At 59.9% G+C, this 22792-nt stretch carries 24 protein-coding genes; 20 read left to right on the forward strand and 4 right to left on the reverse strand.

Going from position 1 to position 22792, the window contains the following annotated elements; translation table 11 throughout:
* Positions 1-106 precede the first annotated feature (106 nt).
* From AB9K37_RS13745 to AB9K37_RS13770, 6 genes are all read left to right on the forward strand, one after another.
* Entirely contained in the window at positions 107-826 is a 720-nt protein-coding gene (locus AB9K37_RS13745) for an allophanate hydrolase subunit 1 (protein ID WP_369839843.1), read from the forward strand.
* Positions 823-1836 (forward strand): biotin-dependent carboxyltransferase family protein, encoded by a 1014-nt coding sequence (locus AB9K37_RS13750; RefSeq protein WP_369839846.1) that lies wholly within the window; start codon positions 823-825, stop codon positions 1834-1836. Before AB9K37_RS13745 ends, AB9K37_RS13750 begins: the two co-directional genes overlap by 4 nt.
* Positions 1833-2591 (forward strand): LamB/YcsF family protein, encoded by a 759-nt coding sequence (locus AB9K37_RS13755; protein ID WP_369839849.1) that lies wholly within the window; start codon positions 1833-1835, stop codon positions 2589-2591. The genes AB9K37_RS13750 and AB9K37_RS13755 overlap by 4 nt, the downstream gene beginning before the upstream one ends.
* Before the next feature lie 72 nt (positions 2592-2663).
* The gene (locus AB9K37_RS13760; RefSeq protein ID WP_369839852.1) at positions 2664-5078 is read left to right on the forward strand and encodes a heavy metal translocating P-type ATPase; all 2415 of its coding nucleotides are present in this window, start codon (positions 2664-2666) and stop codon (positions 5076-5078) included.
* Positions 5075-5467 carry a Cu(I)-responsive transcriptional regulator gene (gene cueR, locus AB9K37_RS13765; protein ID WP_369839855.1) on the forward strand — a complete coding sequence of 131 codons (393 nt, stop codon included), beginning with the start codon at positions 5075-5077 and terminating at the stop codon, positions 5465-5467. Before AB9K37_RS13760 ends, cueR begins: the two co-directional genes overlap by 4 nt.
* Positions 5468-5535: 68 nt before the next feature.
* The gene (locus AB9K37_RS13770) at positions 5536-6012 is read left to right on the forward strand and encodes an Rrf2 family transcriptional regulator (RefSeq protein WP_369839857.1); all 477 of its coding nucleotides are present in this window, start codon (positions 5536-5538) and stop codon (positions 6010-6012) included.
* A gap of 2 nt (positions 6013-6014) precedes the next feature.
* On the opposite strand, the gene AB9K37_RS13775 is transcribed toward AB9K37_RS13770, so the two are convergent.
* The 3 genes from AB9K37_RS13775 to AB9K37_RS13785 are packed head-to-tail and all read right to left on the reverse strand — an operon-like array spanning position 6015 to position 7879.
* On the reverse strand, positions 6015-7067 hold the full coding sequence (locus AB9K37_RS13775; RefSeq protein WP_369839860.1) for a YeeE/YedE family protein: 1053 nt from the start codon (positions 7065-7067) through the stop codon (positions 6015-6017).
* Between the two features lie 58 nt (positions 7068-7125).
* The gene (locus AB9K37_RS13780; protein WP_072706665.1) at positions 7126-7461 is read right to left on the reverse strand and encodes a helix-turn-helix transcriptional regulator; all 336 of its coding nucleotides are present in this window, start codon (positions 7459-7461) and stop codon (positions 7126-7128) included.
* A gap of 25 nt (positions 7462-7486) precedes the next feature.
* A complete protein-coding gene (locus AB9K37_RS13785) occupies positions 7487-7879 on the reverse strand; it encodes a hypothetical protein (RefSeq protein WP_369839862.1) in 393 nt (130 codons plus the stop codon).
* A 69-nt stretch (positions 7880-7948) separates the two neighbouring features.
* On the opposite strand from AB9K37_RS13785, the gene AB9K37_RS13790 reads away from it, so the two are divergent.
* The 12 genes from AB9K37_RS13790 to hemA all read left to right on the forward strand — a co-directional run bounded on the left by AB9K37_RS13790 (position 7949) and on the right by hemA (position 19293).
* On the forward strand, positions 7949-8686 hold the full coding sequence (locus AB9K37_RS13790; protein WP_369839865.1) for a cytochrome c biogenesis CcdA family protein: 738 nt from the start codon (positions 7949-7951) through the stop codon (positions 8684-8686).
* 58 nt (positions 8687-8744) lie between these two features.
* A complete protein-coding gene (locus AB9K37_RS13795) occupies positions 8745-9299 on the forward strand; it encodes a thioredoxin family protein (protein WP_369839867.1) in 555 nt (184 codons plus the stop codon).
* Between the two features lie 140 nt (positions 9300-9439).
* Complete coding sequence (soxX, locus tag AB9K37_RS13800; RefSeq protein ID WP_369839870.1) at positions 9440-9919, forward strand: sulfur oxidation c-type cytochrome SoxX; 480 nt, start codon at positions 9440-9442, stop codon at positions 9917-9919.
* Between the two features lie 25 nt (positions 9920-9944).
* A complete protein-coding gene (gene soxY, locus AB9K37_RS13805) occupies positions 9945-10361 on the forward strand; it encodes a thiosulfate oxidation carrier protein SoxY (RefSeq protein ID WP_369839873.1) in 417 nt (138 codons plus the stop codon).
* Positions 10362-10409: 48 nt separating this feature from the next.
* Entirely contained in the window at positions 10410-10739 is a 330-nt protein-coding gene (soxZ, locus tag AB9K37_RS13810) for a thiosulfate oxidation carrier complex protein SoxZ (RefSeq protein WP_369839875.1), read from the forward strand.
* A gap of 68 nt (positions 10740-10807) precedes the next feature.
* Positions 10808-11674, forward strand: coding sequence for a sulfur oxidation c-type cytochrome SoxA (gene soxA / locus AB9K37_RS13815; protein ID WP_369839878.1), 867 nt, complete (start codon positions 10808-10810; stop codon positions 11672-11674).
* A 102-nt stretch (positions 11675-11776) separates the two neighbouring features.
* Entirely contained in the window at positions 11777-13474 is a 1698-nt protein-coding gene (gene soxB, locus AB9K37_RS13820; protein ID WP_369839881.1) for a thiosulfohydrolase SoxB, read from the forward strand.
* Positions 13475-13555: 81 nt separating this feature from the next.
* Positions 13556-14821, forward strand: a complete 1266-nt coding sequence (gene soxC / locus AB9K37_RS13825) for a sulfite dehydrogenase (RefSeq protein WP_369839884.1) — start codon at positions 13556-13558, stop codon at positions 14819-14821.
* Complete coding sequence (locus AB9K37_RS13830; protein ID WP_369839887.1) at positions 14805-15977, forward strand: c-type cytochrome; 1173 nt, start codon at positions 14805-14807, stop codon at positions 15975-15977. The genes soxC and AB9K37_RS13830 overlap by 17 nt, the downstream gene beginning before the upstream one ends.
* Positions 15978-15980: 3 nt before the next feature.
* Positions 15981-16706 (forward strand): c-type cytochrome, encoded by a 726-nt coding sequence (locus tag AB9K37_RS13835; RefSeq protein WP_369839890.1) that lies wholly within the window; start codon positions 15981-15983, stop codon positions 16704-16706.
* 43 nt (positions 16707-16749) lie between these two features.
* Positions 16750-18006, forward strand: coding sequence for an FCSD flavin-binding domain-containing protein (locus AB9K37_RS13840; protein WP_369839893.1), 1257 nt, complete (start codon positions 16750-16752; stop codon positions 18004-18006).
* Between the two features lie 60 nt (positions 18007-18066).
* On the forward strand, positions 18067-19293 hold the full coding sequence (hemA, locus tag AB9K37_RS13845) for a 5-aminolevulinate synthase (RefSeq protein WP_369839895.1): 1227 nt from the start codon (positions 18067-18069) through the stop codon (positions 19291-19293).
* Positions 19294-19302: 9 nt separating this feature from the next.
* On the opposite strand, the gene AB9K37_RS13850 is transcribed toward hemA, so the two are convergent.
* Complete coding sequence (locus AB9K37_RS13850) at positions 19303-20520, reverse strand: FAD-binding domain-containing protein (RefSeq protein ID WP_369839898.1); 1218 nt, start codon at positions 20518-20520, stop codon at positions 19303-19305.
* A gap of 197 nt (positions 20521-20717) precedes the next feature.
* Between AB9K37_RS13850 and AB9K37_RS13855 the strand changes: the two genes are divergently transcribed.
* Together AB9K37_RS13855 and clpX are read left to right on the forward strand one after the other, a co-directional pair.
* On the forward strand, positions 20718-21347 hold the full coding sequence (locus AB9K37_RS13855; protein ID WP_072706651.1) for an ATP-dependent Clp protease proteolytic subunit: 630 nt from the start codon (positions 20718-20720) through the stop codon (positions 21345-21347).
* 141 nt (positions 21348-21488) lie between these two features.
* A complete protein-coding gene (clpX, locus tag AB9K37_RS13860) occupies positions 21489-22760 on the forward strand; it encodes an ATP-dependent Clp protease ATP-binding subunit ClpX (RefSeq protein WP_072706650.1) in 1272 nt (423 codons plus the stop codon).
* Positions 22761-22792: the final 32 nt, after the last annotated feature.

Consider the following 22792-nt stretch of genomic DNA (forward strand, 5'->3'; position numbering starts at 1 on the left):
GCGGGCCGTGAGTATTTTTGCAAAGCAGAAAGAGCTTAGTGTTTCAGGAGACTGAGGGGCGCGACCATGGCTTGCGGCGCCTGAGGATTTGGCTAGGCTGCGCGCCATGACGAAGATTGATCCTGTTCTTTATCCCCTTGGCGAAGATGGCTTGCTGGTGGAATTTGCGCCGGCCCTGTCGATGCAGGCGAATGCGGCGGCGATTGCGTGCCGTGATGCTGTTTCTGCGTTGGGGCTGGACGGGATGGTCGAGGTTGGATCGACGCTGAAATCGACGTTTATGCGCTTCGATCCGGCGCTGTTGTCCCATGGGCGGGCCGAGGCGGCATTGCGCGATGTGTTGGGGCAAGAGGATTGGTCTAAGGTGGAGGCCCCGGCGGCGCGGGCTTGGCGGTTGCCAAGTTGCTTTGCACCAGAATATGCGCCTCAGTTACAGGACTTTGCAAATCTGGCTGAGCGGCCTGCAGCGGATCTGGTCGATGAATTGGCCGCGACACCGCTTCGGGTGCTGGCTTTGGGGTTTGCGCCTGGAATGCCGTATCTTGGGGAGTTGCCTGCCCATTGGAATGTGCCACGGCAGAGTGGTTTGACGCCGAAAGTGCCGGTTGGGGCGATTACGGCAGCAATCCGGCAAATCGTGCTTTTTGCCGTACCTTCGGGAACCGGCTGGCGGCAGATCGGGCAGGCCGCATGGCGGGGATTTGATTCTGATGGGTCGGGGCCGTATCTGAGCGCAGGGGACGTTCTGCGCTTTGATCCTGTGGGGCCAGAAGCCTTTGCCGATCATCTCGCCGCTGGCGGCGGGTTGCTTGAGGACCGGCTATGACCCGGATCAAGGTTCTGTCCGCCGGGCCCTCGGTCACTTTGCAAGACAGCGGGCGCACCGGGCTGTCGGCGTTTGGTCTGTCGGCAGGGGGGGCGATGGACCCCATGGCTTTGGCCGAGGCCCATGCCTTGCTCGGGGCTGGTTTTGATGGCTGCGCGATTGAGATGGGACAGATGGGCGGACGCTACACGGCGGACGGAGATCTGGTCATCGCTCTGACCGGCGCGCGGATGAAAGCTCAATTGGACGGTGCGTCTTTGGCGTGGGGGCAAATCCACGCGTGGCCGGCTGGTGCTGAGCTGGAGATTGGGGCCGCGACCGAAGGGGCCTATGGCTATTTGGCGGTCGCAGGGACATGGCAGGTGCCAGAGCGGTTTGGCTCCAAAAGCACGCATATCCAAGCGGGAATTGGCGCACCGATGACTGGCGGGGATGTGCTGGAATTGGACCCCAAACCAGCCGAGGCTGGACTTGGTTTGCCGAACTGGCGGACGACTGCAACCGAGGTGCGTGTGATCCCGTCTGTCCAGAGCGGCTGGTTCGGGGAGGACGGGCGCGCTTGGCTGGAGCAAACCGTGTTTGTGAAAACCGCTCGGGCGAGCCGGATGGGGGCCGCCTTGTCGTTTGACGGGCAGGGCGTGCAATCCGACCACGGGCTGAGCGTAGCGTCCGAGATTGTCAGCCTTGGCGATATTCAGATCACGGGGGACGGCACGCCCTATGTCCTGATGCGCGAGGCGCAGACAACCGGCGGCTATCCCCGCATTGCGACCGTCATCAGCGCTGATCTGCCTGCATTTGCGCAGTTGGCGGCTGGCGCGCAGATCCGGTTCAAGTTTGTGACGTTGGAACAGGCTCTGGCGGCGCGTGCGGCGCAGGCGGACTTTGCCAAGGCATTGCGCGGGCGGGTTGCGCCCGTCGTGCGTGCGCCAGAGACGATCCATGATCTACTGTCTTATACCTTGGTGTCCGGTGTTGTGTCGGCCACTGATCCGGAGGGCTGGGAATGACCACCATCGATCTGAATGCGGATATGGGCGAAAGCTTTGGGCCTTGGACCATGGGGGATGACGCTGCGCTACTGCAGGTGATCAGCAGCGCCAACGTGGCATGTGGTTTTCATGCGGGCGATCCTGTGGTGATGGCTCAGACCATTGCGCAGGCCAAGGCGGCGGGCGTCGCTGTCGGGGCGCATCCGGGCTTTGACGATCTCCAAGGGTTTGGGCGGCGTGATCTGAAACTCACCGAGGCCGAGTTAACTGTACTGGTGCAGTACCAGCTTGGCGCGTTCATGGGGATGGCGGCAGCGGCAGGCGTGCCGGTGGCCCATCTAAAGCTGCACGGGGCGCTGGCCAACATGTGCGCGAGAGATCTGGAGATGGCGCTGGTGTGCTATCGCGCGGCTATGACTGTTGCGCCCAACTTGCGGCTTTTCGTTATTGCCGGAACTCAGCAACAGCGCGCGGCTGAGCAGTTGGGCGCGAGCTTCAGCGCCGAGATTTTTGCGGATCGCGCCTATCAGGATGACGCAACCCTTGTGCCGCGCGGGCAGGCTGGGGCCGTACTGCATGATCCGGCTGAGGCTGCAGAGCGCGTGCTGCAGATGGTTCAAGAGCGCTGTGTGATCGCGCAATCATGTCAGCGCGTGGACGTACCTGTCGATACGATTTGTCTACATGGGGATACGCAGGGGGCGATCGATATGGCCCGCGCGGTCCGCGCAAAGCTTGAGCAGGCCGGTGTTCAGATCGCCGCGCCCCAATAAAAGTTGACCTTGGGGATTGAGCTTCCAGTAGCTGGAACCCCTATATGGATGGCAAGAGAAAGGATTCTTGTCATGCATCGTCAGTACAAATTATCCGGATTGAATTGCGCGGGCTGCGCGCGGCGCTCTGCTGCGGCGGCCTCTGAAGTGGCGGGTGTGCTGGAAGCGAACACTAACTTTGCGACCCACACCCTTGAGATCGCGACCGAAAGTGGGTTTGATCCAGCGGCGCTCCAGGCGCGTCTGGCCCGTGCTGGATATCCTATGCAAACAAAAGAGATCGTGCTCGATCTGGAGGGGCTGAGTTGCGCATCCTGCGTTCTGCGAGTCGAGAAAGCGCTGTCCGGTGTCGAAGGTGTCGTCGAGCCCAAGGTCAATCTGGCAGAGGATCGTCTGCGGGCCACTGTCTATTCCGGTGTGTCTGCGACTGAACTGATCGCCATGGTGAAACAGGCGGGATACGGAGCGCGTCTACGAACGGACGAGACCGCGGAAGGTGTCGATAAATCAGCGCAATACCGGAAGAAGTTCATTCTGTCTGCGGCGCTGACTCTGCCTGTGTTTATCCTTGCAATGGGGCGCCACTGGCTGCCCGGTTTCGGGGGGCTGATCGACGCGACCTTGGGAATGCGCGGGGACATGATCCTGCAATTCATTCTGACCACATTGGTGCTGGCTTGGCCGGGGCGTGGGTTCTTTGAACTTGGTGTTCCGGCGCTGGTACGTGGTGCGCCAGATATGAATGCGCTGGTGGCTTTGGGAACTCTGGCGGCTTGGGGTTACTCGACGGTGGTGACCTTTTTGCCGTCGACTGCGGCGGTCGCAGGGCACGGCGTGTACTTTGAGGCCGCAGCGGTGATCAGTACGCTGATCCTTCTGGGACGCTGGATGGAGGCGCGGGCCAAAGGGCGCACGGGTGCTGCAATCCGCGCACTCATGGACCTTAGCCCGAAGACCGCACGTGTGGAACGGCCTGATGGCTCGGTCGAGGAGCGCCCTCTGGCCGAGATCCAGAGCGGGGATACCTTGCAATTGCGTCCCGGCGAACGTGTGGCCGTTGATGGTACTGTGCTCTCGGGGGAGAGCCACGTGGATGAATCCATGCTGACTGGTGAACCCGTTCCTGTTGCCAAAGCCGAAGGGGATACGGTCTCTGCGGGGACGTTGAACACGAACGGTGCTTTGCGTTTGCGTGCAGATGCGGTTGGCAGCCAGACGGCACTGGCCCAGATCATCCGCATGGTCGAATCCGCCCAAGGGGCGCGTTTGCCCGTGCAGGCTCTGATCGACCGCGTGACCATGTGGTTTGTCCCAGCGGTTCTGGTTGTGGCAGCGCTGACGTTCCTTGTCTGGCTGGTGGTTGGACCTGATTTGTCCCGTGCCTTGATCGCAGCCGTGGCGGTGTTGATCGTGGCGTGTCCCTGCGCGATGGGGCTGGCAACGCCAACGTCGATCATGGTGGGGATGGGCCGGGCCGCAAAGCTTGGCGTGCTGTTCCGCAAGGGCGATGCCCTACAGGAATTGCAGTCGGTCAAAGCCGTCGTCTTTGACAAAACCGGCACTCTGACTGAGGGGCGCCCCGAACTGGCGGCAGTCTTGCCCGCAGCGGGGGTGCAAGAGGCAGAGGCGCTGTCCTTGGCTGCTGCGCTCGAAGCAAAATCAGAGCACCCGATCGCCCATGCCATTGTGCGCGGCGCTGACAGCATTGCTGAGGCAGAAGACTTCACTTCGGAAACGGGCTCTGGCGTCGAGGCAAAGGTCGGGGGCCGCACTATTCGCGTTGGCACCTCGGCTTGGGTCGGCGGCTCGATTCCGGCAGACCTGCAGGCAGAAGCCGATACCCGCACAGCCCGCGGCGAGACAGTGGTTTGGGTTTCCAGAGAACACGAGGTGATCGCTGCGATCGCCGTTGCAGACCGCATCAAAGAAAGCGCAGTGGATGCGGTGCAGTCTTTGCGCGCCACGGGACTGGAGCCTGTGATGGTCACCGGAGACGGGCAAGCCACCGCTGACTTCGTCGCCAAGCAATTGGGAATCACGCGCATCATTGCCGGCGTCCGCCCCCAGGGAAAACGCGAGGCGGTCGAAGATCTGAAAAGAGAATTCGGAAAAATCGCCTTTGTCGGGGACGGGATCAACGATGCGCCAGCCTTGGCCAGCGCTGATGTTGGCATCGCGATTGGCACGGGAACTGATGTGGCGGTCGAGGCGGCTGATGTCGTTCTGATGTCCGGCGATCCTCTGGCTGTGCCCAAAGCGATTGCCCTGAGCCATGCAACGCTGCGCAACATTCGGCAGAACTTGGCTTGGGCGTTCGGCTATAACATCGCGCTCATCCCTGTGGCTGCGGGTGTCCTGTTCCCTGCGTTCGGCATTACCTTGTCGCCGATGCTGGCTGGCGGGGCGATGGCGCTGTCCAGTGTATTCGTTCTGGGCAATGCATTGCGCTTGAACCAAGTATCCTTGGGGCAGGGCGCAAGCGCATGAACATTAAGGACGTTTCCGCCCGCACGAACCTGCCCGCCAAGACCATCCGCTATTACGAGGACATCGGCCTGATCACGCCTGCACGGAGCGAAAATGGCTACCGGCGGTTCTCTGAAAATGATCTTCACAAACTGGCCTTCGTCGGGCGGGCACGGCATCTGGGTTTCTCGATCGAGGACTGCCGTAACCTTTTGGCCCTCTGGGGGGACGACGGACGTAGCAGTGCAGATGTGCGCGCCATTGCCCAAAGCCATCTGCACCAGATCGAAGCCAAACTGCGCGAGTTGTCCGAAATGCGTGACACGCTGGCGCGGCTGGTGCAGTGCTGCGCGGGGGATAGCAGACCCGATTGCCCCATTCTCGAGGATCTCGCGAAAACACACATCTGATCTACATCAAGTCCCGATCATTCCCGCCGTGATAGCGTCACTGCAGATTTCGGACGGAGGGACATTCTGTGAGAATAACCAAGCGCACCAATATCGCCATTCGGGCGCTCATGTTTTGTGCTGTGAACATGGATCGTCGTGTCACTAAGCACGATATCGCAGAGGCTTGCAATTCATCCGAAAACCACTTGGGCCAGATTGTGAACCAGCTCGCGCAGCTTGGGTTTCTAGAAACCACACGCGGTCGTGGGGGCGGATTGGCTTTGGCGCGGTCGCCCGAGCAGATTTCGATTGGCGAGGTCTTTCGCCTGCTCGAAGCCGATGTGCCGGTTGCCGAATGCTTTGCGGATGTAGACAACACCTGCCCGCTGACCGATGCCTGCCGGCTGAAAGACGCGATCGCTGCGGCGCTTGATGCATTCTATGCCCACATGGAGACGATCACGCTGGATACGCTGATCTGCAACAACCATGAGCTCGAGACCATGCTCGCCATGACGCCATTGTGCTCGGGCGACAAAGCCGCCAAGCCTGCAACGGCTTAGGGTCATTCGGCGGGCGCGAAGCCTTCGATCAGGTGACGTAGGCCCAGAGCAGCGCCGCCAAAAATCGACAGCATTGTCACGGGGGCGGAATAGCTGAGCAGGGCCATGGCGGTCAGTCCTTGGCCAACGGTGCAGCCCATGGCCAGCACTGCGCCCACGCCCATGAGAACCGCACCGATGATCTGGCGGCGAAGCTCGCGGGGATCCTCGCAGGCCTCCCACCGGAAATGTCCCAGCATGAAGCTGCCGATCAGCGCGCCGGTCCACACTCCGATCACCGAGCCCACCGCGAAAGACGGCGCATGGTTTGCGCCGAGCATCGCGTAGATCATCGCTTCGCCCACGGGTGCCGAGAAATTATGAGAGACCACCGGGACGACCTCGAACCCGTTCGCGGCGATATAGCCCGTGCCAAGCCAGCCAGACAGGATCGCAAGGCCGACGACAGCACCCCAAATGATGGCTTTGCGTTCGGCGCGCATATGAGCGGGCCAAACGGCAAAGGCCAGAATACCCGCTCCGATCACCATGCCGATGAGTGCGGGGGAGGTGGGCAGCACCTCGGACAGACCGTGAGCGATCCCTTGCGGTGTCTCGGTCGGGATTCGCGGAAATAGCTTGGCAAAGACGAAAGCAAAGGGGCCATAGAGTGTGCCATAAGCGGCCATGCCGACCACAACCACGATCACAAAGGACCGTAAATCCCCGCCGCCCAAGCGGGCCAGAGCGCCGTAGCCGCAATTGCCTGCCAGCGCCATGCCATAGCCGAACATGCCGCCCCCAATGATCGAGGCCCAAGGCAGCCAGCGCGTATCTAGGTAAAAGGCGGCGGTTGGCGAAAACACTCCCAAAGCGCTTGATCCGAACACACCTATGACGGCGACGCCAATGGCGACGCCCCACATGCGCAGACGAATGTCGCTTCCTCCGTAAAAGAAATCTTCGATTGCCCCAAGTGTGCAAAAGCGGCCCAACCGCGCCGCGAGGCCCAGAAGCAGGCCTCCGAATGCGCCAATCAACGCGACCAAAACCGCGTCGGAAATCCCATCGATCATCGGAGCCCTCCCAAGTCCAATGACGGCCAGACGCGCCGGCAGTTTAGCGTGATGTCAGTTACTCGCTATCGCAAAAAACTTCGTAAACACGCTCTAGGATACGCCGGGGACGGTCATCTGCCAAACTATAATAAATGGTCTTGCCGTCGCGGCGCGGCACAACCAGCCCTTCGAGACGCAGACGCGACAGCTGCTGGGACACAGCAGCCTGACGGGCAGACAGCAGTTCTTCGAGTTCGGTAACCGACTTTTCGCCATCCACGAGATGGCACAGGATCATCAGGCGACCTTCGTGGCTGATCGCCTTGAGGAAGTTCGCAGCGCTGGTCGCACGCTCAAGCATGCGGTCCATTTCAAAATCGGTGAGATCGTCTTTTATTGCAGGAAGAGACATAGGAAGGGCCTATCACTAACTTACATCACGAACCGCTGCCGGAAGCGGTGTCTGAGAGGGGGAAACCGGCGTGTTCGGCGACCATTTTCTCGACCAAGGGCCAAAAGAAATCTTCGCCTGCGTATCCTTCTAGTCTTGCCAGTTCCTGACCGTCGTCAACTAGCAGAAAAGTCGGAGTAAAGACGACGGGGCGGGTAATTTCAAACCCTGCGTCTTTGATTTCACTGAGCTGGACCGTGCGCAGGGGCGCTGCATCCGAGACAGCGGCGACCGGATAGATGTGGCCGACCTGCTTGTGCCAAAGCTCGCAATAGGCGCAGCCCACTTGCTCGACCATCACCAGTTCAGCGGCAGCGGCAGGCAAAGGGGCGAGTGCGATTACACCCGCCAAGAGGGCGTTGGTAAATAGATGCGGCATGCGATCAATCCAATTGACAGCTTCTGGCAAGCATGTAATCAAATATTTGAATAAATCAAGGAATATTGCATGTTGGATGTCACCTACATGGGGGCATTGCTGGCGGGTTTGCTGTCGTTTTTCACGCCGTGCATCCTGCCTATGGTCCCGTTTTACCTCAGTTATATGGCTGGTCTGTCGGTTGCGGAACTGCGCGGCGATGGCGTGATTGCGGCAGGGGCCCGGGCCCGTTTGATCCGATCTGCAATCGCCTTTGCGTTAGGGGTCACCACAATATTCGTCCTTCTTGGGATGGGCGCGACGGCGGTGGGGCAGGCCTTTGCCCAATGGAAGCAGCCGCTCAGTTACGTGGCGGCGGCGATCCTGTTTGTCTTTGGGTTGCACTTTCTTGGCGTTCTGCGGATTGGCCTTCTGTACCGCGAAGCGCGGGTCGAAAGCTCTGCCAATCCGGCGTCCGTAGGCGGGGCTTATGTCATGGGGTTGGCCTTTGGGTTCGGGTGGACGCCCTGCGTCGGCCCTGCGCTGGCGTCGATCCTGATGGTGGCTAGCGGCATGGGCGATTTGTGGCAGGGCGGGGCGCTGCTGTTTGTCTACGGGATCGGGATGACCGCGCCCTTTATTGTGGCCGCTCTGTTTGCCGGACCGTTTCTGGCATGGGCGCAGCGCAACCGAAAATATCTGGGCTACGTGGAAAAGGTGATGGGCGTGATGCTCATCGTCTTTGCCGTTCTGATAGCGACAAATGCGGTGAACCTGATCGCGGCGGCGATGATCGAGTGGTTCCCGTCTTTCACATCCTTGGGGTGAGGCGAACACCCTGTGCTGCGGCCCGAGGAGGGGCCGCTTGTTATCTGGGAGGAAGACTATGCTGAAACGATTAACCGCCATTGGGGCGGCGCTGTGCCTGTCCACATCCGTCATGGCGGCCGAGATGGGCGACGATGGTCTGCACAAGGCGGACTGGATGCACGACACCTTCAAAGACCTGCGCGAAGATCTGGATGAAGCCAGCGCCGAGGGCAAACGCCTGATGGTGATCATCGAGCAGCGCGGCTGCATTTATTGTAAGAAAATGCACGAGGAAGTCTTTGTTGACCCAGACATCGAATCCCTGTTGCAGGAGGACTTCTTTGTTGTGCAGCTCAACATGTTTGGGGACGTCGAAGTCACCGATTTCGACGGAACTACCCTTTCGGAGAAGGACATGATCCAAAGTTGGGGTGTTCTGTTCACCCCAACAATGATGTTCTTTCCCGAGGAGGTAGAGGAGGGCGTTTCAGCCCCCAAAGCGGCGGTGGCGCAGATGCCCGGAGCCTTTGGAAAAGGTACAACTTTCAATATGTTGCACTGGATTCTTGAAGAGGGTTACACCTCTGGAGAACCGTTCCAGAAATACCTGCAACGCAAGTTGACAGAGTAAACAGAAGTGCAGCCGGAAGAATGCTGCACTGCAACATATCAGTAAATTCACTTAGTTGAATTTGTTGTTGCGTAAAAGATGCGCGGTGTTCTACAGTATACGGAGCCTACCAGCGGAAGAATGGTAGCTAGGGAGGAAACATGAAGCTTTCAATTGCACTTGCGGCAGTCGCCGCTTGCACTGCTGGCATCGCAATGGCGGCACCCGTTGCCCCGGCAGATGTCGAGTTCTCGGAATATGGTGAAGTCGCGACCTCGTTGACCGGTCAGGCTGGTGATCCAGAAAACGGCGTCAAGATTATGGCGAACCGCGGCAAGGGCAACTGCGTTGCGTGCCACGCTGTTTCGGCGATGTCGGACGTGCCGTTCCACGGCGAAGTTGGACCGACCCTTGATGGTGTTGCCGACCGCTGGAACGAAGCAGAACTTCGCGGCCTCGTCGCGAACGCGAAAATGACTTTTGAGGGCACGATCATGCCCGCGTTCTACAAGAACGACGGCTACATCCGCCCCGGCAATGCCTACACCGGCAAAGCCCCGACCGAAGCACTGACCCCCCTGCTGACCGCGCAGGAAGTCGAGGATGTCGTCGCTTACCTGATGACGCTCAAAGAGCAGTAAGCGACCCGGATTTAAGGAGAGAGAAATGGAATTCACCCGACGCGACACTATCGCACTGGGCCTTGGTGCGGCCGCTCTGACCGTACTTCCCTTCCGCGTTGCGGCTTCGGCCGATGACAAAATTGCCGAGTTCACAGGCGGCGCAGACATGAAGGCCGAGGGCGTCACCCTGACCGCGCCCGAAATCGCGGAAAACGGCAACACCGTTCCGATCACCGTCGATGCACCTGGCGCAGCCAGCATTCTGGTTCTGGCAACCGGCAACCCGACCCCTGGCGTGGCGCAGTTCAACTTTGGTCCGCTGGCCGGTTCCCATGCCGCAACCACCCGCATCCGTCTGGCTGGCACGCAGGACGTCGTTGCGATCGCCAAGTTCGAAGACGGCTCGTTCGCCCGCGCAGCATCCACCGTCAAAGTGACCATCGGCGGCTGTGGCGGCTAACGCCCGCGACCTGTCGAGACACATAGATTTTCTGAGGAGAGACCTAAAATGGCATCTGGTGTACGCCCCCGCGTTAAGGTTCCCAAGTCCGCATCGGCTGGTGAAACCATCACCCTCAAGACCCTGATCAGCCACCCCATGGAGTCCGGTCAGCGCAAGGATAGCAGCGGCAACGTGATCCCGCGCTCGATCATCAATCGCTTCACCTGCGAGTTCAACGGCCAGATGGTTGTGGACGTGACCATGGAGCCTGCGATTTCGACCAACCCCTACTTCGAATTCGAAGCAACCGTCCCCGAGGCAGGCGACTTCAAATTCACTTGGTACGACGATGACGGCGACGTCTACGAAGAGACCAAGCCGGTAGCGATCGGCTAATGCGACAGGGCGGGGCGCGCAAAGAGCATAACTTTGTCGCCCCGCTTTCTGGCTTCAGGGAGGAAACCATGACCAAGCAAATCAAAAGCAAGGCGATGATCGCGTTGGGTTTTGCCGCAAGCACCTTCGCTCTGGCGACGGCTGCGCAGGCAACCGATCCGACCGACCCGCTGGTGGTGAACGGCGATCTCGAAATCGTCACCAACACCGCCGCGCCCGCCCACATGGACATGATCGACACGATCCAGTCCGGCTGGGAATTCCGCTCGCACGAGACCCAAGATCTGCAGCGCGATGACTTCGATAACCCCGGTATGATCTTTGTCGACGACGCCCGCGAAGCGTGGGACACCGCCGAGGGGTCCGAAGGTAAGAGCTGTGCCTCCTGCCACGGCGCGCCCGAGGATATGGCCGGTGTCAAAGCCGTGTATCCCAAGTGGAACGAAGACGCTGGCGAAGTCCGCACTATGGAGATGCAGATCAACGCCTGCCGTACTGAAAACATGGGGGCCGAGGCGCTGGGATACACGTCGGGTGACATGACCAACATGGTTGCCCTTATGTCGGCTGTGTCGCGCGGTCTGCCTGTGAACGTCGCGATTGACGGTCCCGCTCAGGCAACGTGGGAGCAGGGCAAAGAGCTCTACTACACCCGCACCGGCCAGCTGGAACTGTCCTGCGCGAACTGCCACGAAGACAACTACGACAATCTGATCCGCGCAGACCACCTGTCGCAGGGCCAGATCAACGGCTTCCCGGCCTACCGCCTGAAGAACGCCAAGCTGAACTCGGTTCACGCGCGCTTCAAAGGCTGTGTCCGTGACACCCGCGCGGAAACCTTCTCGCCCGGCAGCCCCGAATTCGTGGCTCTGGAGCTGTATGTCGCATCGCGCGGCAACGGACTGTCGGTCGAAGGACCGTCGGTGCGGAACTAACCAACTATAAACACAATCCAACCTTCTCCTTGGCCCGTGCATCGATTGCACGGGGCAGGGAGCCTTTGTCAAAATTGATCTCAGAACCGGAGCCTGTCACACATGATTTCCCGCCGCGATTTTCTTCAGGCCAGCATGGCCGCCTCCGCACTGGTCGGAGCGTCGGGCTTTGGCAACTGGAGCCGCTTGGCCGCGCAGCAAGCTCTGACGCAGGACCAGCTGCTACAGTTTGATACCTTCGGGAATGTGTCGCTGATCCACGTCACCGATATCCATGCACAGCTGAAGCCGATCTACTTCCGCGAACCCGAAGTGAACATCGGCGTGGGTGACGTGAACGGCAAGGTGCCCCACGTGACCGGCGCGGATTTCCGCAAGCTGTACGGCATCAATGACGGCTCGCCCAACCACTACGCGCTGACCTACAACGACTTTGCCGCTTTGGGCAAAACCTATGGCAAGATGGGTGGTCTGGACCGTGTCGCAACCGTGATCAATGCGATCCGCGCCGACCGTCCCGATGCGATCCTGCTGGACGGCGGTGACACATGGCATGGCTCGTATACCTGCTACCACACGCAGGGGCAGGACATGGTCAACGTGATGAACGCGCTAAAGCCGGATGCGATGACCTTCCACTGGGAATTCACTCTGGGCTCCGAGCGTGTGAACGAACTGGTCTCGGGTCTGCCGTTTGACTCGCTGGCGCAGAACATTTTCGACGCCGAGTGGGACGAACCTGCTGAACTGTTCAAGCCCTACAAATTCTTTGAGCGTGGCGGCGCGAAGGTGGCCGTGATCGGTCAGGCCTTCCCCTACATGCCCATCGCGAACCCCGGCTGGATGTTCCCTGAATACGCATTCGGCATCCGTGACGAGAACATGCAGGCGATGGTCGACGAAGTGCGCGGCATGGGCGCGGACGTGGTTGTGGTTCTGTCGCACAACGGTTTCGACGTAGACCGCCACATGGCCAGCCTTGTCACCGGCATCGACGTGATCCTGTCAGGTCACACCCACGATGCGCTGCCCGAGCCTGTCTTGGTGGGTGAGACGATCATCGTGGCCTCTGGCTCGAACGGCAAGTTTGTCAGCCGCGTCGATCTGGACATTCGCGATGGCCGCATGATGGGCTTCCGTCACAAGCTGATCCCGATCTTCTCGGATGTCATCACACCGGACGCCGAGGTTGCCGCGCTGATTGACGAGCAGCGGGCCCCCTTTGAGTCCACCCTGTCCGAAGTCCTTGGCCACACAGACTCCCTGCTGTACCGCCGTGGCAACTTCAACGGCACGTGGGATGACCTGATTTGTGATGCGCTGCTGACCGAACGCGATGCGGATATCGCCATGTCGCCCGGCGTGCGCTGGGGTCCTTCGGTTCTGCCGGGTCAGGCGATCACCCGCGAGGATCTGTGGAACGTCACCTCGATGACTTACCCCAAGGCTTACCGCACCGAGATGAGCGGCGAGTTCATCCATACCATCATGGAAGATGTGGCCGACAACATCTTTAACCCGAACCCCTATTATCAGCAGGGCGGGGACATGGTGCGCATGGGCGGTTTGGGCTACCGGATCGACATCAGCAAACCCCAAGGCAGCCGCATCAGCGAACTGACCTTGCTGAAGACCGGCGAGAAGCTGGATCCGTCAAAGAATTACGTCGTTGCCGGTTGGGCAAGCGTGAACGAGGGCACCGAAGGCCCCGATATTTGGGACGTGGTCGAAACCCACATCCGCAACAAGGGCACCGTCGTGGTCGAGCCCAACACCAGCGTGCAGGTGGTGGGCGCGTAAGGCGCCCATCGGAACCAAATTTTTTTACCCCAAAGAATTCACGAAGATGAATTCTTTGATCTGAGAAAAGGAGCAAAGGACATGACATCCAGCTTCAAGGGACCCAAGGCTTCGCGTCGCCAGTTTCTGGCCGGAGCGGCTGCCATCGGGGCAGGGGCCGCTACTGGCGCCCGTGCCGAAACTCCCGATCCGCTGATCACCGAAGTTCAGGAATGGGCACAAGGCTTGGGCGATGGCGTGGACGCCACCCCCTATGGCATGCCCATCCGGTTCGAAACCGACGTGGTGCGCCGCAACGTGCCGTGGCTGACCGCGGACCCGATCAGCTCGATCAACTTTACGCCCATCCATGCGCTGGACGGCACGATCACCCCGCAGGGCTGCGCGTTCGAACGCCACCACTCAGGCGCGATCGAGCTGTCCAAGGATGATTACCGCCTGATGATCAACGGTCTGGTCGACCGTCCGCTGGTCTTTACCTACGCGGATCTGGAACGCTTCCCCCGCGAGCAGCACGTGTACTTCTGCGAATGCGCGGCGAACACCGGTATGGAATGGGCGGGCGCGCAGCTGAACGGCGCGCAGTTCACCCACGGTATGATCCACAACATGGAATACACCGGCGTGCCCCTGCGGACGCTCTTGAACGAGGCCGGTATCCAGACCGAGGGCAAATGGGTTTACGTTGAGGGCGCGGATGCGTCGTCGAACGGCCGCTCTATCCCGATGGACAAGGCGCTGGACGACGTTCTGGTCGCCTTCAAAGCCAACGGCGAGGCCCTGCGCAAAGAGCATGGCTACCCCGTGCGTTTGGTCGTTCCCGGTTGGGAAGGCAACATGTGGGTCAAGTGGTTGCGCCGCATTGAGGTCACCACCCAAGCCGTTGAAAGCCGTGAGGAAACCAGCAAATACACCGACACGCTGGCGGATGGCACCAGCCGCAAGTGGACTTGGGTCATGGACGCCAAATCGGTTGTCACCAGCCCCAGCCCCCAGTCGCCGATCAAGCACGGCCCCGGCCCTCTGGTCATCACCGGTCTGGCATGGTCCGGCCACGGCAAGATCAAGCGCGTGGACGTATCCACCGATGGCGGCAAGACATGGCAGCAGGCGCGCCTCGCGTCCGAGGCTGGCGACAAGGCGCTGTCCCGCTTCTATCTGGACATCAACTGGGACGGCAGCGAAATGCTGCTGCAATCCCGCGCGATGGACGAAACCGGATACGTGCAGCCCACCAAGGCGCAACTGCGCGAAGTGCGTGGCCTGAACTCGGTCTACCACAACAACTGCATCCAGACATGGCATGTGAAATCGAACGGGGAGGCAGAAAATGTCGAAGTCTCTTAAACTCTATGCAGGCTCGGCGGTCGGCACCGTTCTGATGCTGACGGTGGCGCTGAACTTTGCGGATCGCTTGATCCCTGATCATGCCGAAAGCTACGACCGCATGGCGGCCGATAGTGATCCCGATTTCGCGTTGATTGCCCGCGCTCAGGCGGCTGCAGCTTATGCGGACGCGCCCTTTGGTCTGGGCCGTCCCGCATTGGAAGAAGAGATCGCCGCGTGGGATCTGGATGTCAGCCCTGATGGCACCGGCCTGCCGGTCGGTTCTGGCGACGTTTTCACGGGCGAAGAGGTGTTCATCGAGAACTGCGCCGTCTGCCACGGTGACTTTGCCGAAGGTCGGGGCAATTGGCCCAAACTGGCTGGCGGCGAGGACAGTCTGGCGGACGAAGATCCGCTGAAGACGATTGGCAGCTACTGGCCCCACCTGTCGACCGCATGGGACTATGTGAACCGCTCCATGCCCTTTGGCAACGCTCAGAGCCTAACCCCGGACGAGGTTTACGGCATCGTCGCGTACATCCTCTATTCCAACTATCTGGTCGAGGATGACTTCGTTCTGTCGCACGAGAACTTCACCGAGATCGTGCTGCCCAATGCGGATGGCTTCATCATCGATGACCGCGAAGAGAGTGAATACGCGATCTGGCGCGCCGAGCCCTGCATGGAAAATTGCAAGGACACCGTCGAGATCACTAAGCGCGCCACCGTGCTGGACGTGACCCCTGACGAAGAGGTGACCGAAGAGGCGCTCGCCGCCCCCGAAGAAGAGCCTGTTCAGGTCGCAGCCGCTGATCCGGCCCCCGCAGAAGAGGCTCCGGCAGCCGCGCCTGCAATGGCGATTGATCAGGCGCTGGCCGACAAGGGCGAGAAAGTCTTCAAGAAGTGCAAAGCCTGCCACAAGGTTGGTGATGGCGCCAAGAATGGCTCTGGCCCGCAGTTGAACGGTATCGTTGGCCGTGCAGTCGCCGCTGCAGACGGGTTCAAGTACTCGGGCGCGATGGTCGATTACGGTGGAGAATGGACGCCAGAGCGCCTGGCAGCCTTCATCGCGAAGCCCAAGGCAGAGATCAAAGGCACCAAGATGTCCTTTGCAGGTCTCAAGAAAGAGGGCGACGTGGCGGCTGTCATCGAATACCTCAAGACCTTTGGTCAGTGATCCATGAAGCGGATTGCGACATACTTCAAGGCAGCGGCGGTCATCGCCGCTGCTTTCGTGCATCAAGCCCACGCCGAAGAGATCGCAGCGCCCTTGGGTGATGCCGCGAATGGCGAGAAGATCTTTAGGAAGTGCGCCAGCTGCCACGCAGTCGGGGCAGGGGCCAAAAACAAGGTTGGCCCCCAGCTTAACGGCATCTTTGGTCGGACGGCGGGCACAGTCGAAGGCGCGCGCTATTCCAAGGGACTCGTGCGTGAAGGTAAAAACGGGCTAGTCTGGGACTATGAGCATCTTGATGCTTATCTCGACAACCCCAAGGCGCTGGTCAGCGATACGCGCATGAACTTCCGCGGCCTGAAAGAGGAGCAGGACCGCCATGATGTTCTGGCCTATCTGCGCCAGTTCTCGGATAGCCCGCAGGATATTCCCGAAGCTCAACCAACGGCCCTATCCAAAGAGGTAGAGCTCCCAGCCGAAGTGCTGGCTATCGTCGGGGACCCCGCCTACGGAGAATATCTCTCAAGTGAATGCAGCACATGCCATCAGAGAAATGGCAGTGACCAGGGCATCCCGTCTGTCACGGGCTGGCCGACCGAAGATTTCGTTGTCGCCATGCATGCCTACAAGAAAAAGATCCGGCCTCATCCCGTCATGCAAATGATGGCAGGGCGGTTGTCGGACGAAGAGATCGCGGCCTTGGCTGCGTATTTCGCGGACCTCGGAGACTAAGAACACAACACCGTTCGGGCCGCACATCTAGGGAGGAAGAACTATGAAATTGAACAGACGTTCGTTCATTGCTGCAGGCGCGGCAACCGCGACGCTCGGGGCGCCAGCACTGCGCGCCAATACCAAGCCGCGGGTTGTCGTGATCGGGGGCGGCGCAGGCGGGGCTACCGTCGCGCGTTATGTCGCCAAGGACAGCAAGGGCGAGATCGACGTGACGCTGATCGAACCCACACGCCAGTACTACACCTGTTTCTTCTCGAACCTCTATTTGGGCGGCTTTCGCGAGATGGACAGCCTTGGCCATTCTTACGGCAATCTGGCCGCAGGCGGTGTGAATGTCGTCCATGATTGGGCAATTGGCATCGACCGCGACGCCAAGACTGTAGCGCTGGCCGGTGGTGGCTCTGTCCCCTACGACCGTCTGGTCCTGAGCCCTGGTATTGATTTCGTCGATGGTGCGGTGCCCGGTTGGTCGACCATGGCCCAGAACGCGATGCCTCACGCCTACAAAGGCGGCAGCCAGACCGAACTGCTGCGCGCTCAGATCAACGCGATGCCCGAAGGCGGGACCTTTGTCATGGTTGCCCCGCCGAACCCCTACCGCTGCCCCCCTGGCCCCTACGAACGGGTCAGCATGGTCGCGCACACGCTCAAGGCCAATAACCCCAAGGCCAAGATCATCATCGTTGATCCCAAAGAGAAATTCTCGAAGCAGGCGCTGTTCGAAGAAGGCTGGGGCAAGCACTATTCCGGCATGGTTGAACGCATCGGTCCCGATTTCGGCGGTGCCAATGTCGAGGTGAACCCCGACGAGATGACTGTGAACGTGGACGGCGAAGTGATCAAAGCGGACGTCTGCAACGTGATCCCCGCGATGAAAGCCGGCAAAATCTGCGAGATGGCAGGCGTGACCGAGGGCAACTGGGCCCCCGTGACCGGCCACACTATGCAGAGCAAGATCGACGAAAATATCCACGTCCTTGGCGATGCTTGCTCGCAGGGCGACATGCCCAAGTCGGGCTTCTCGGCGAACTCTCAGGCCAAGGTTGCGGCGATGGCTGTGCGCGGCGCGTTGACCGGCTCCAAGGTCTTCCCTGCGAAGTTCTCGAACACTTGCTGGTCACTGATCGACACCGATGACGGCGTCAAAGTCGGTGCGACCTATGAAGCGACTGATGAAAAAATAGCCAAAGTCGATGGATTTATAAGCCAGACCGGCGAAGATGCGGCTCTGCGTAAAACAACCTACGAGGAGTCCGTTGGTTGGTATGCAGGCATCACGGCAGATATGTTCGGATAAAACGCCCGAAACCGGCAGGGTGGCGCGGAAATGCGTCACCCCACTCATGAAAGAGGGACGATGAACTACCAGAAGTTTTTTACCGGCGCGCTGAATGATCTGCGTGACCAAGGGAATTACCGTCACTTTGCCGATCTGGAGCGGCACACCGGAGACTTCCCCCACGCAACACACCGTGATGATGATGGCGCGGAACGTCCTGTGACGATCTGGTGTTCGAATGATTATCTGGGCATGGGCCAGCATCCCAAAGTTCTGACCGCCATGCATGACGCGCTGGACCGCTGCGGCGCGGGCGCGGGCGGCACGCGAAATATCTCTGGCACAACCCATGATCACGTGCTTCTGGAAGGCGAGCTCGCTGATCTGCACGGCAAAGAGGCGGCGCTTTTGTTCACCAGCGGGTACGTGTCGAACTGGGCTGCCTTGGGCACTCTGGCCGCGAAAATTCCCGATTGCGTGATCCTGTCGGACGCGCTGAACCACGCCTCTATGATCGAAGGGATGCGCCACTCTCGCGCGCAGCGAGTGATCTGGAAACACAACGATCTGAATGACTTGCGGGCGCATCTTGAGGCTCTGCCCAAAGATCAGCCCAAGATCATCGCGTTCGAATCCGTCTACTCGATGGACGGTGACATCGGCCCGATCGCCGAGATTTGCGATCTGGCCGAGGAGTTCGGCGCGCTGACCTATCTGGACGAAGTGCACGCCGTCGGCATGTATGGTCCCCGTGGTGGTGGCGTGGCAGAGCGCGATGGCGTGATGGACCGTGTCGACATCATTCAGGGCACTTTGGGCAAAGCCTTTGGCGTCGTGGGCGGTTACATTACCGGCACCGCCGAGATGGTGGATTTCGTGCGTAGTTTCGCGAGCGGCTTTATTTTTACCACCGCTTTGCCGCCTGCAGTCGCGGCGGGGGCGGCGGCCTCGATCCGGCACCTGAAAGACAGCAGTGCGGAGCGGGAGTTGCAGCAAGCGCGTGTGGCGGAACTGCGGGCCAAGCTGGACCAGATCGGCATCCCCCACATCCCGAACCCCAGCCACATCATTCCGGTGATGGTTGGCGATCCGGTGAAGTGCAAGTTTATCTCGGACAAGCTGCTAAAGGAGCATGGCGTCTACATCCAGCCCATCAACTACCCCACGGTTCCCAAAGGGACCGAGCGGCTGCGGATCACCCCCAGCCCCGTGCACAGTGCCGAGGATATGGAGCGTCTGGTCACCGCGCTCGAAGATCTATGGCACCAGTGCGAACTGGCCCGCCAGCCGATGGCGGCGCAGTAACGAACCATCCTAGACCGTCTCAATGCCCCGCATTGCCCCGAGCAGTGCGGGGATTTTCTCTTTGAACCGAAAGAAGCCGTGAGTGGCGTGGGGCCAAGCAGCACTGTCGTAGTCCTTGCGCACGCGGGTCAGGGTGATGCCCTTGCTGCGCAATGCCGTTTCGATCCGTGTTAGATCATCCGCGACAGGTCCGACAGGAGCATATGGCGTGACGATCTGCTGTGCGCCCAAACCTTCGGCCCAGTCGGCCACGGCATCGGGCGACAGAAACGTCTGCTCCGCCAGACGATCAGACCAGCGGTTCAGGGTGTCGTTGATTGCGGCAGTTGCGAATTCTTGGACATGGGGTGCGATGGCCAGGGGACTGCGGTGGCCCACATCAGTTAGTACGCCCGTTCCCAACACCTGCGGCGCTGACTTCAACACATCCGCAAGGGCAAGGTCGTCGGAATGCACCAGAAGGGCGGTCGGCAGATCTTTGGAGACTGGCTGGGTCAGCGGGACCGGCATGCGTTCGGGGTCTGCAGGCGCGTCTGGGATGCGCGGTTCTTGAGCCAATCCGTGAATGCCGCCGAACCGTCCTTCTGTGTATTTGGAAATGTTCGATGACGCGGCCATGTAGGTCTTGCCCTTCGTTTGCAGGCCCGACACCCAGCGCCAAGACAGGGTGTTCGACGCAGGGTCGCCATCCAGCAAATGCCGCATAAAGAAATCGGCCCCCAGCGACCACGGCAGCCCCAAGGTGAATACCCAGATCGAGGCGAACCACATCCGTGCGTGGTTGTGCAAATAGCCGGTCTGCGCCAACTCTTTGGCCCAAAAATCGAACGGTTCAATGCCTGTTTCCCCTTCGCAGGCGTCCTGCCACATCCGGCGCAGACCACCCTCGGATTTCAGCCGGTCCAACTGACGCTGCAGGTCAGCGCGATAGGCGGTCCAGACCCCGGGCCGCATCTCGAGCCAGCCCTTCCAATAGGTGCGCCAGTAAACTTCTTGGACAAACTTCTCCGCTGACTTCAAGCTGTGGCGGGCCAGCACGGCCTCTAGAACTTCGGCCTCGGTGATCAGCCGATGCCGCAGATAGGGCGACAGTGTTGACACGCCCTCTGTGTGGCGGTCGGGACCAAGGTCGTAGTTCCGGCGCTTGGCATAAGTGCTGCCAGCTTTGGGTAAAAACGCGCTCAGGCGTTCCAGCGCTGTTGTTCGCGTTGGGCAAAAGTCGGTCATGGGCCTAGCCTGTTGGGGATGGGCATTGCTTAGAAAGTTATCCCGAAGGCTAGGGCGCAACAGGTTTTGATCAATATCTGAGCAAATGAGACGTTTAAAAAAGGGCACGCCCCTTGCAGGGGGTCTGGTGCGAGACTAAGACTCAGGGAGCTAATTTGAATTTTAGTGTCCGAGACGACAGCAGGCAGAGGCAGCAAATGCACGATCCTATTGATACTTACATGAACACCCTGGTCCCTATGGTGGTCGAGCAGACCAGCCGCGGGGAGCGTGCATACGACATCTATTCGCGCCTTCTGAAGGAACGCATCATCTTCCTGTCGGGCCCCGTCCATGACGGTATGTCGAGCCTGATCGTAGCGCAGTTGCTGCATCTCGAGGCGGAAAACCCCTCGAAAGAGATCAGCATGTACATCAACAGCCCCGGCGGCGTTGTGACCTCGGGGCTGTCGATCTACGACACCATGCAGTACATCAAACCCAAAGTTTCGACCCTCGTGATCGGTCAGGCTGCGTCAATGGGCTCGCTCCTGCTGACTGCTGGCGAAAAGGGCATGCGTTTCTCGCTGCCGAACAGCCGCGTCATGGTGCACCAGCCCTCCGGTGGCTATCAGGGGCAGGCGACGGACATTATGATCCACGCCCGCGAGACCGAGAAACTGAAGCGTCGTCTTAACGAAATTTACGTAAAGCACACCGGTAACGACTACGAAACAGTCGAAGCCGCGCTGGAGCGCGACAACTTCATGTCGGCCGAGGACGCCAAAGAGTGGGGTCTGATCGACGAAATCGTGGAAAACCGCACAAAGCCTGAAGACGAGGCGTAACATAACAGTTTTGTGCCACAGATTACCGCACTGTGGCACATTTGACATTGTGGCGGTGGGCGTGCTGCCCTAGCATTGCTCAAGACCAAGGGGTTTTGTCGGCATCGGCCGCACAGACCTACAATGCCGAGAAGGTGAGATATGTCGAACAATAGCAACGGCGACAGCAAAAATACCCTCTACTGTTCTTTCTGCGGAAAGAGCCAGCACGAGGTGCGCAAGCTGATCGCCGGCCCGACCGTGTTCATCTGCGATGAATGCGTCGAGCTGTGCATGGACATCATCCGCGAAGAAACGAAGGGCGGCGGGCTCAAGTCGCACGACGGCGTCCCGACCCCCAAAGAGATTTGCGAAGTTCTGGATGACTATGTGATCGGTCAAGCCCGCGCCAAGCGTGTTTTGTCGGTGGCTGTCCATAACCACTACAAGCGTCTGAACCACGCGCAGGGTAGTTCAGAGATTGAACTGTCCAAATCCAACATCCTGCTCTTGGGTCCGACCGGTTGTGGTAAAACGCTGCTGGCACAGACCTTGGCGCGTATCCTGGATGTGCCGTTCACCATGGCCGATGCGACCACACTGACCGAAGCCGGTTACGTGGGCGAGGACGTGGAAAACATCATCCTGAAGCTCTTGCAGGCATCGGAATACAACGTTGAGCGCGCGCAGCGCGGCATCGTGTATATCGACGAGGTCGACAAGATCACCCGCAAGTCGGAAAACCCCTCGATCACCCGTGACGTCTCGGGCGAGGGCGTTCAGCAGGCTCTGCTGAAGCTGATGGAAGGCACCGTGGCTTCGGTTCCGCCTCAGGGTGGCCGCAAGCATCCCCAGCAGGAGTTCCTGCAGGTTGACACCACCAACATCCTGTTCATCTGCGGCGGCGCCTTTGCGGGCATCGACAAGATCATCGCGCAGCGCGGCAAAGGCAGCGCGATGGGCTTTGGTGCGGATGTGCGGGACGAGACCTCCAAAGGGGTCGGCGAATTGCTCGCTGAGCTTGAGCCTGAGGATCTGCTGAAGTTTGGCCTGATCCCCGAATTTGTTGGCCGTCTGCCGGTCATCGCTACGCTTGAGGATCTGGACGAGGACGCTCTGGTCACCATTCTGACCATGCCCAAGAACGCTCTGGTCAAGCAGTACCAGCGTTTGTTCGAACTGGAGGACACCAAGCTGACCTTCACCGACGACGCGCTGCTCGCGATTGCCCGCAAGGCGATTGCCCGCAAGACCGGCGCACGTGGTCTGCGCTCGATCATGGAAGATATCCTGCTGGATACCATGTTCGACCTGCCCGGCATGAGCGAAGTCGAAGAGGTTGTCGTCAACGAAGAGGCTGTGAACTCTTCGGATGCGAAGCCGCTGATGATCTACGCCGAAACCGCCAAGAAGGGCGGCGCCAGCGCGGGCTAAGGCCCGAGGCTCATTGACATTCCAATGCCTGC

Source organism: Donghicola sp. XS_ASV15, assembly GCF_041224595.1.
Taxonomy (GTDB): Bacteria; Pseudomonadota; Alphaproteobacteria; order Rhodobacterales; family Rhodobacteraceae; genus Donghicola.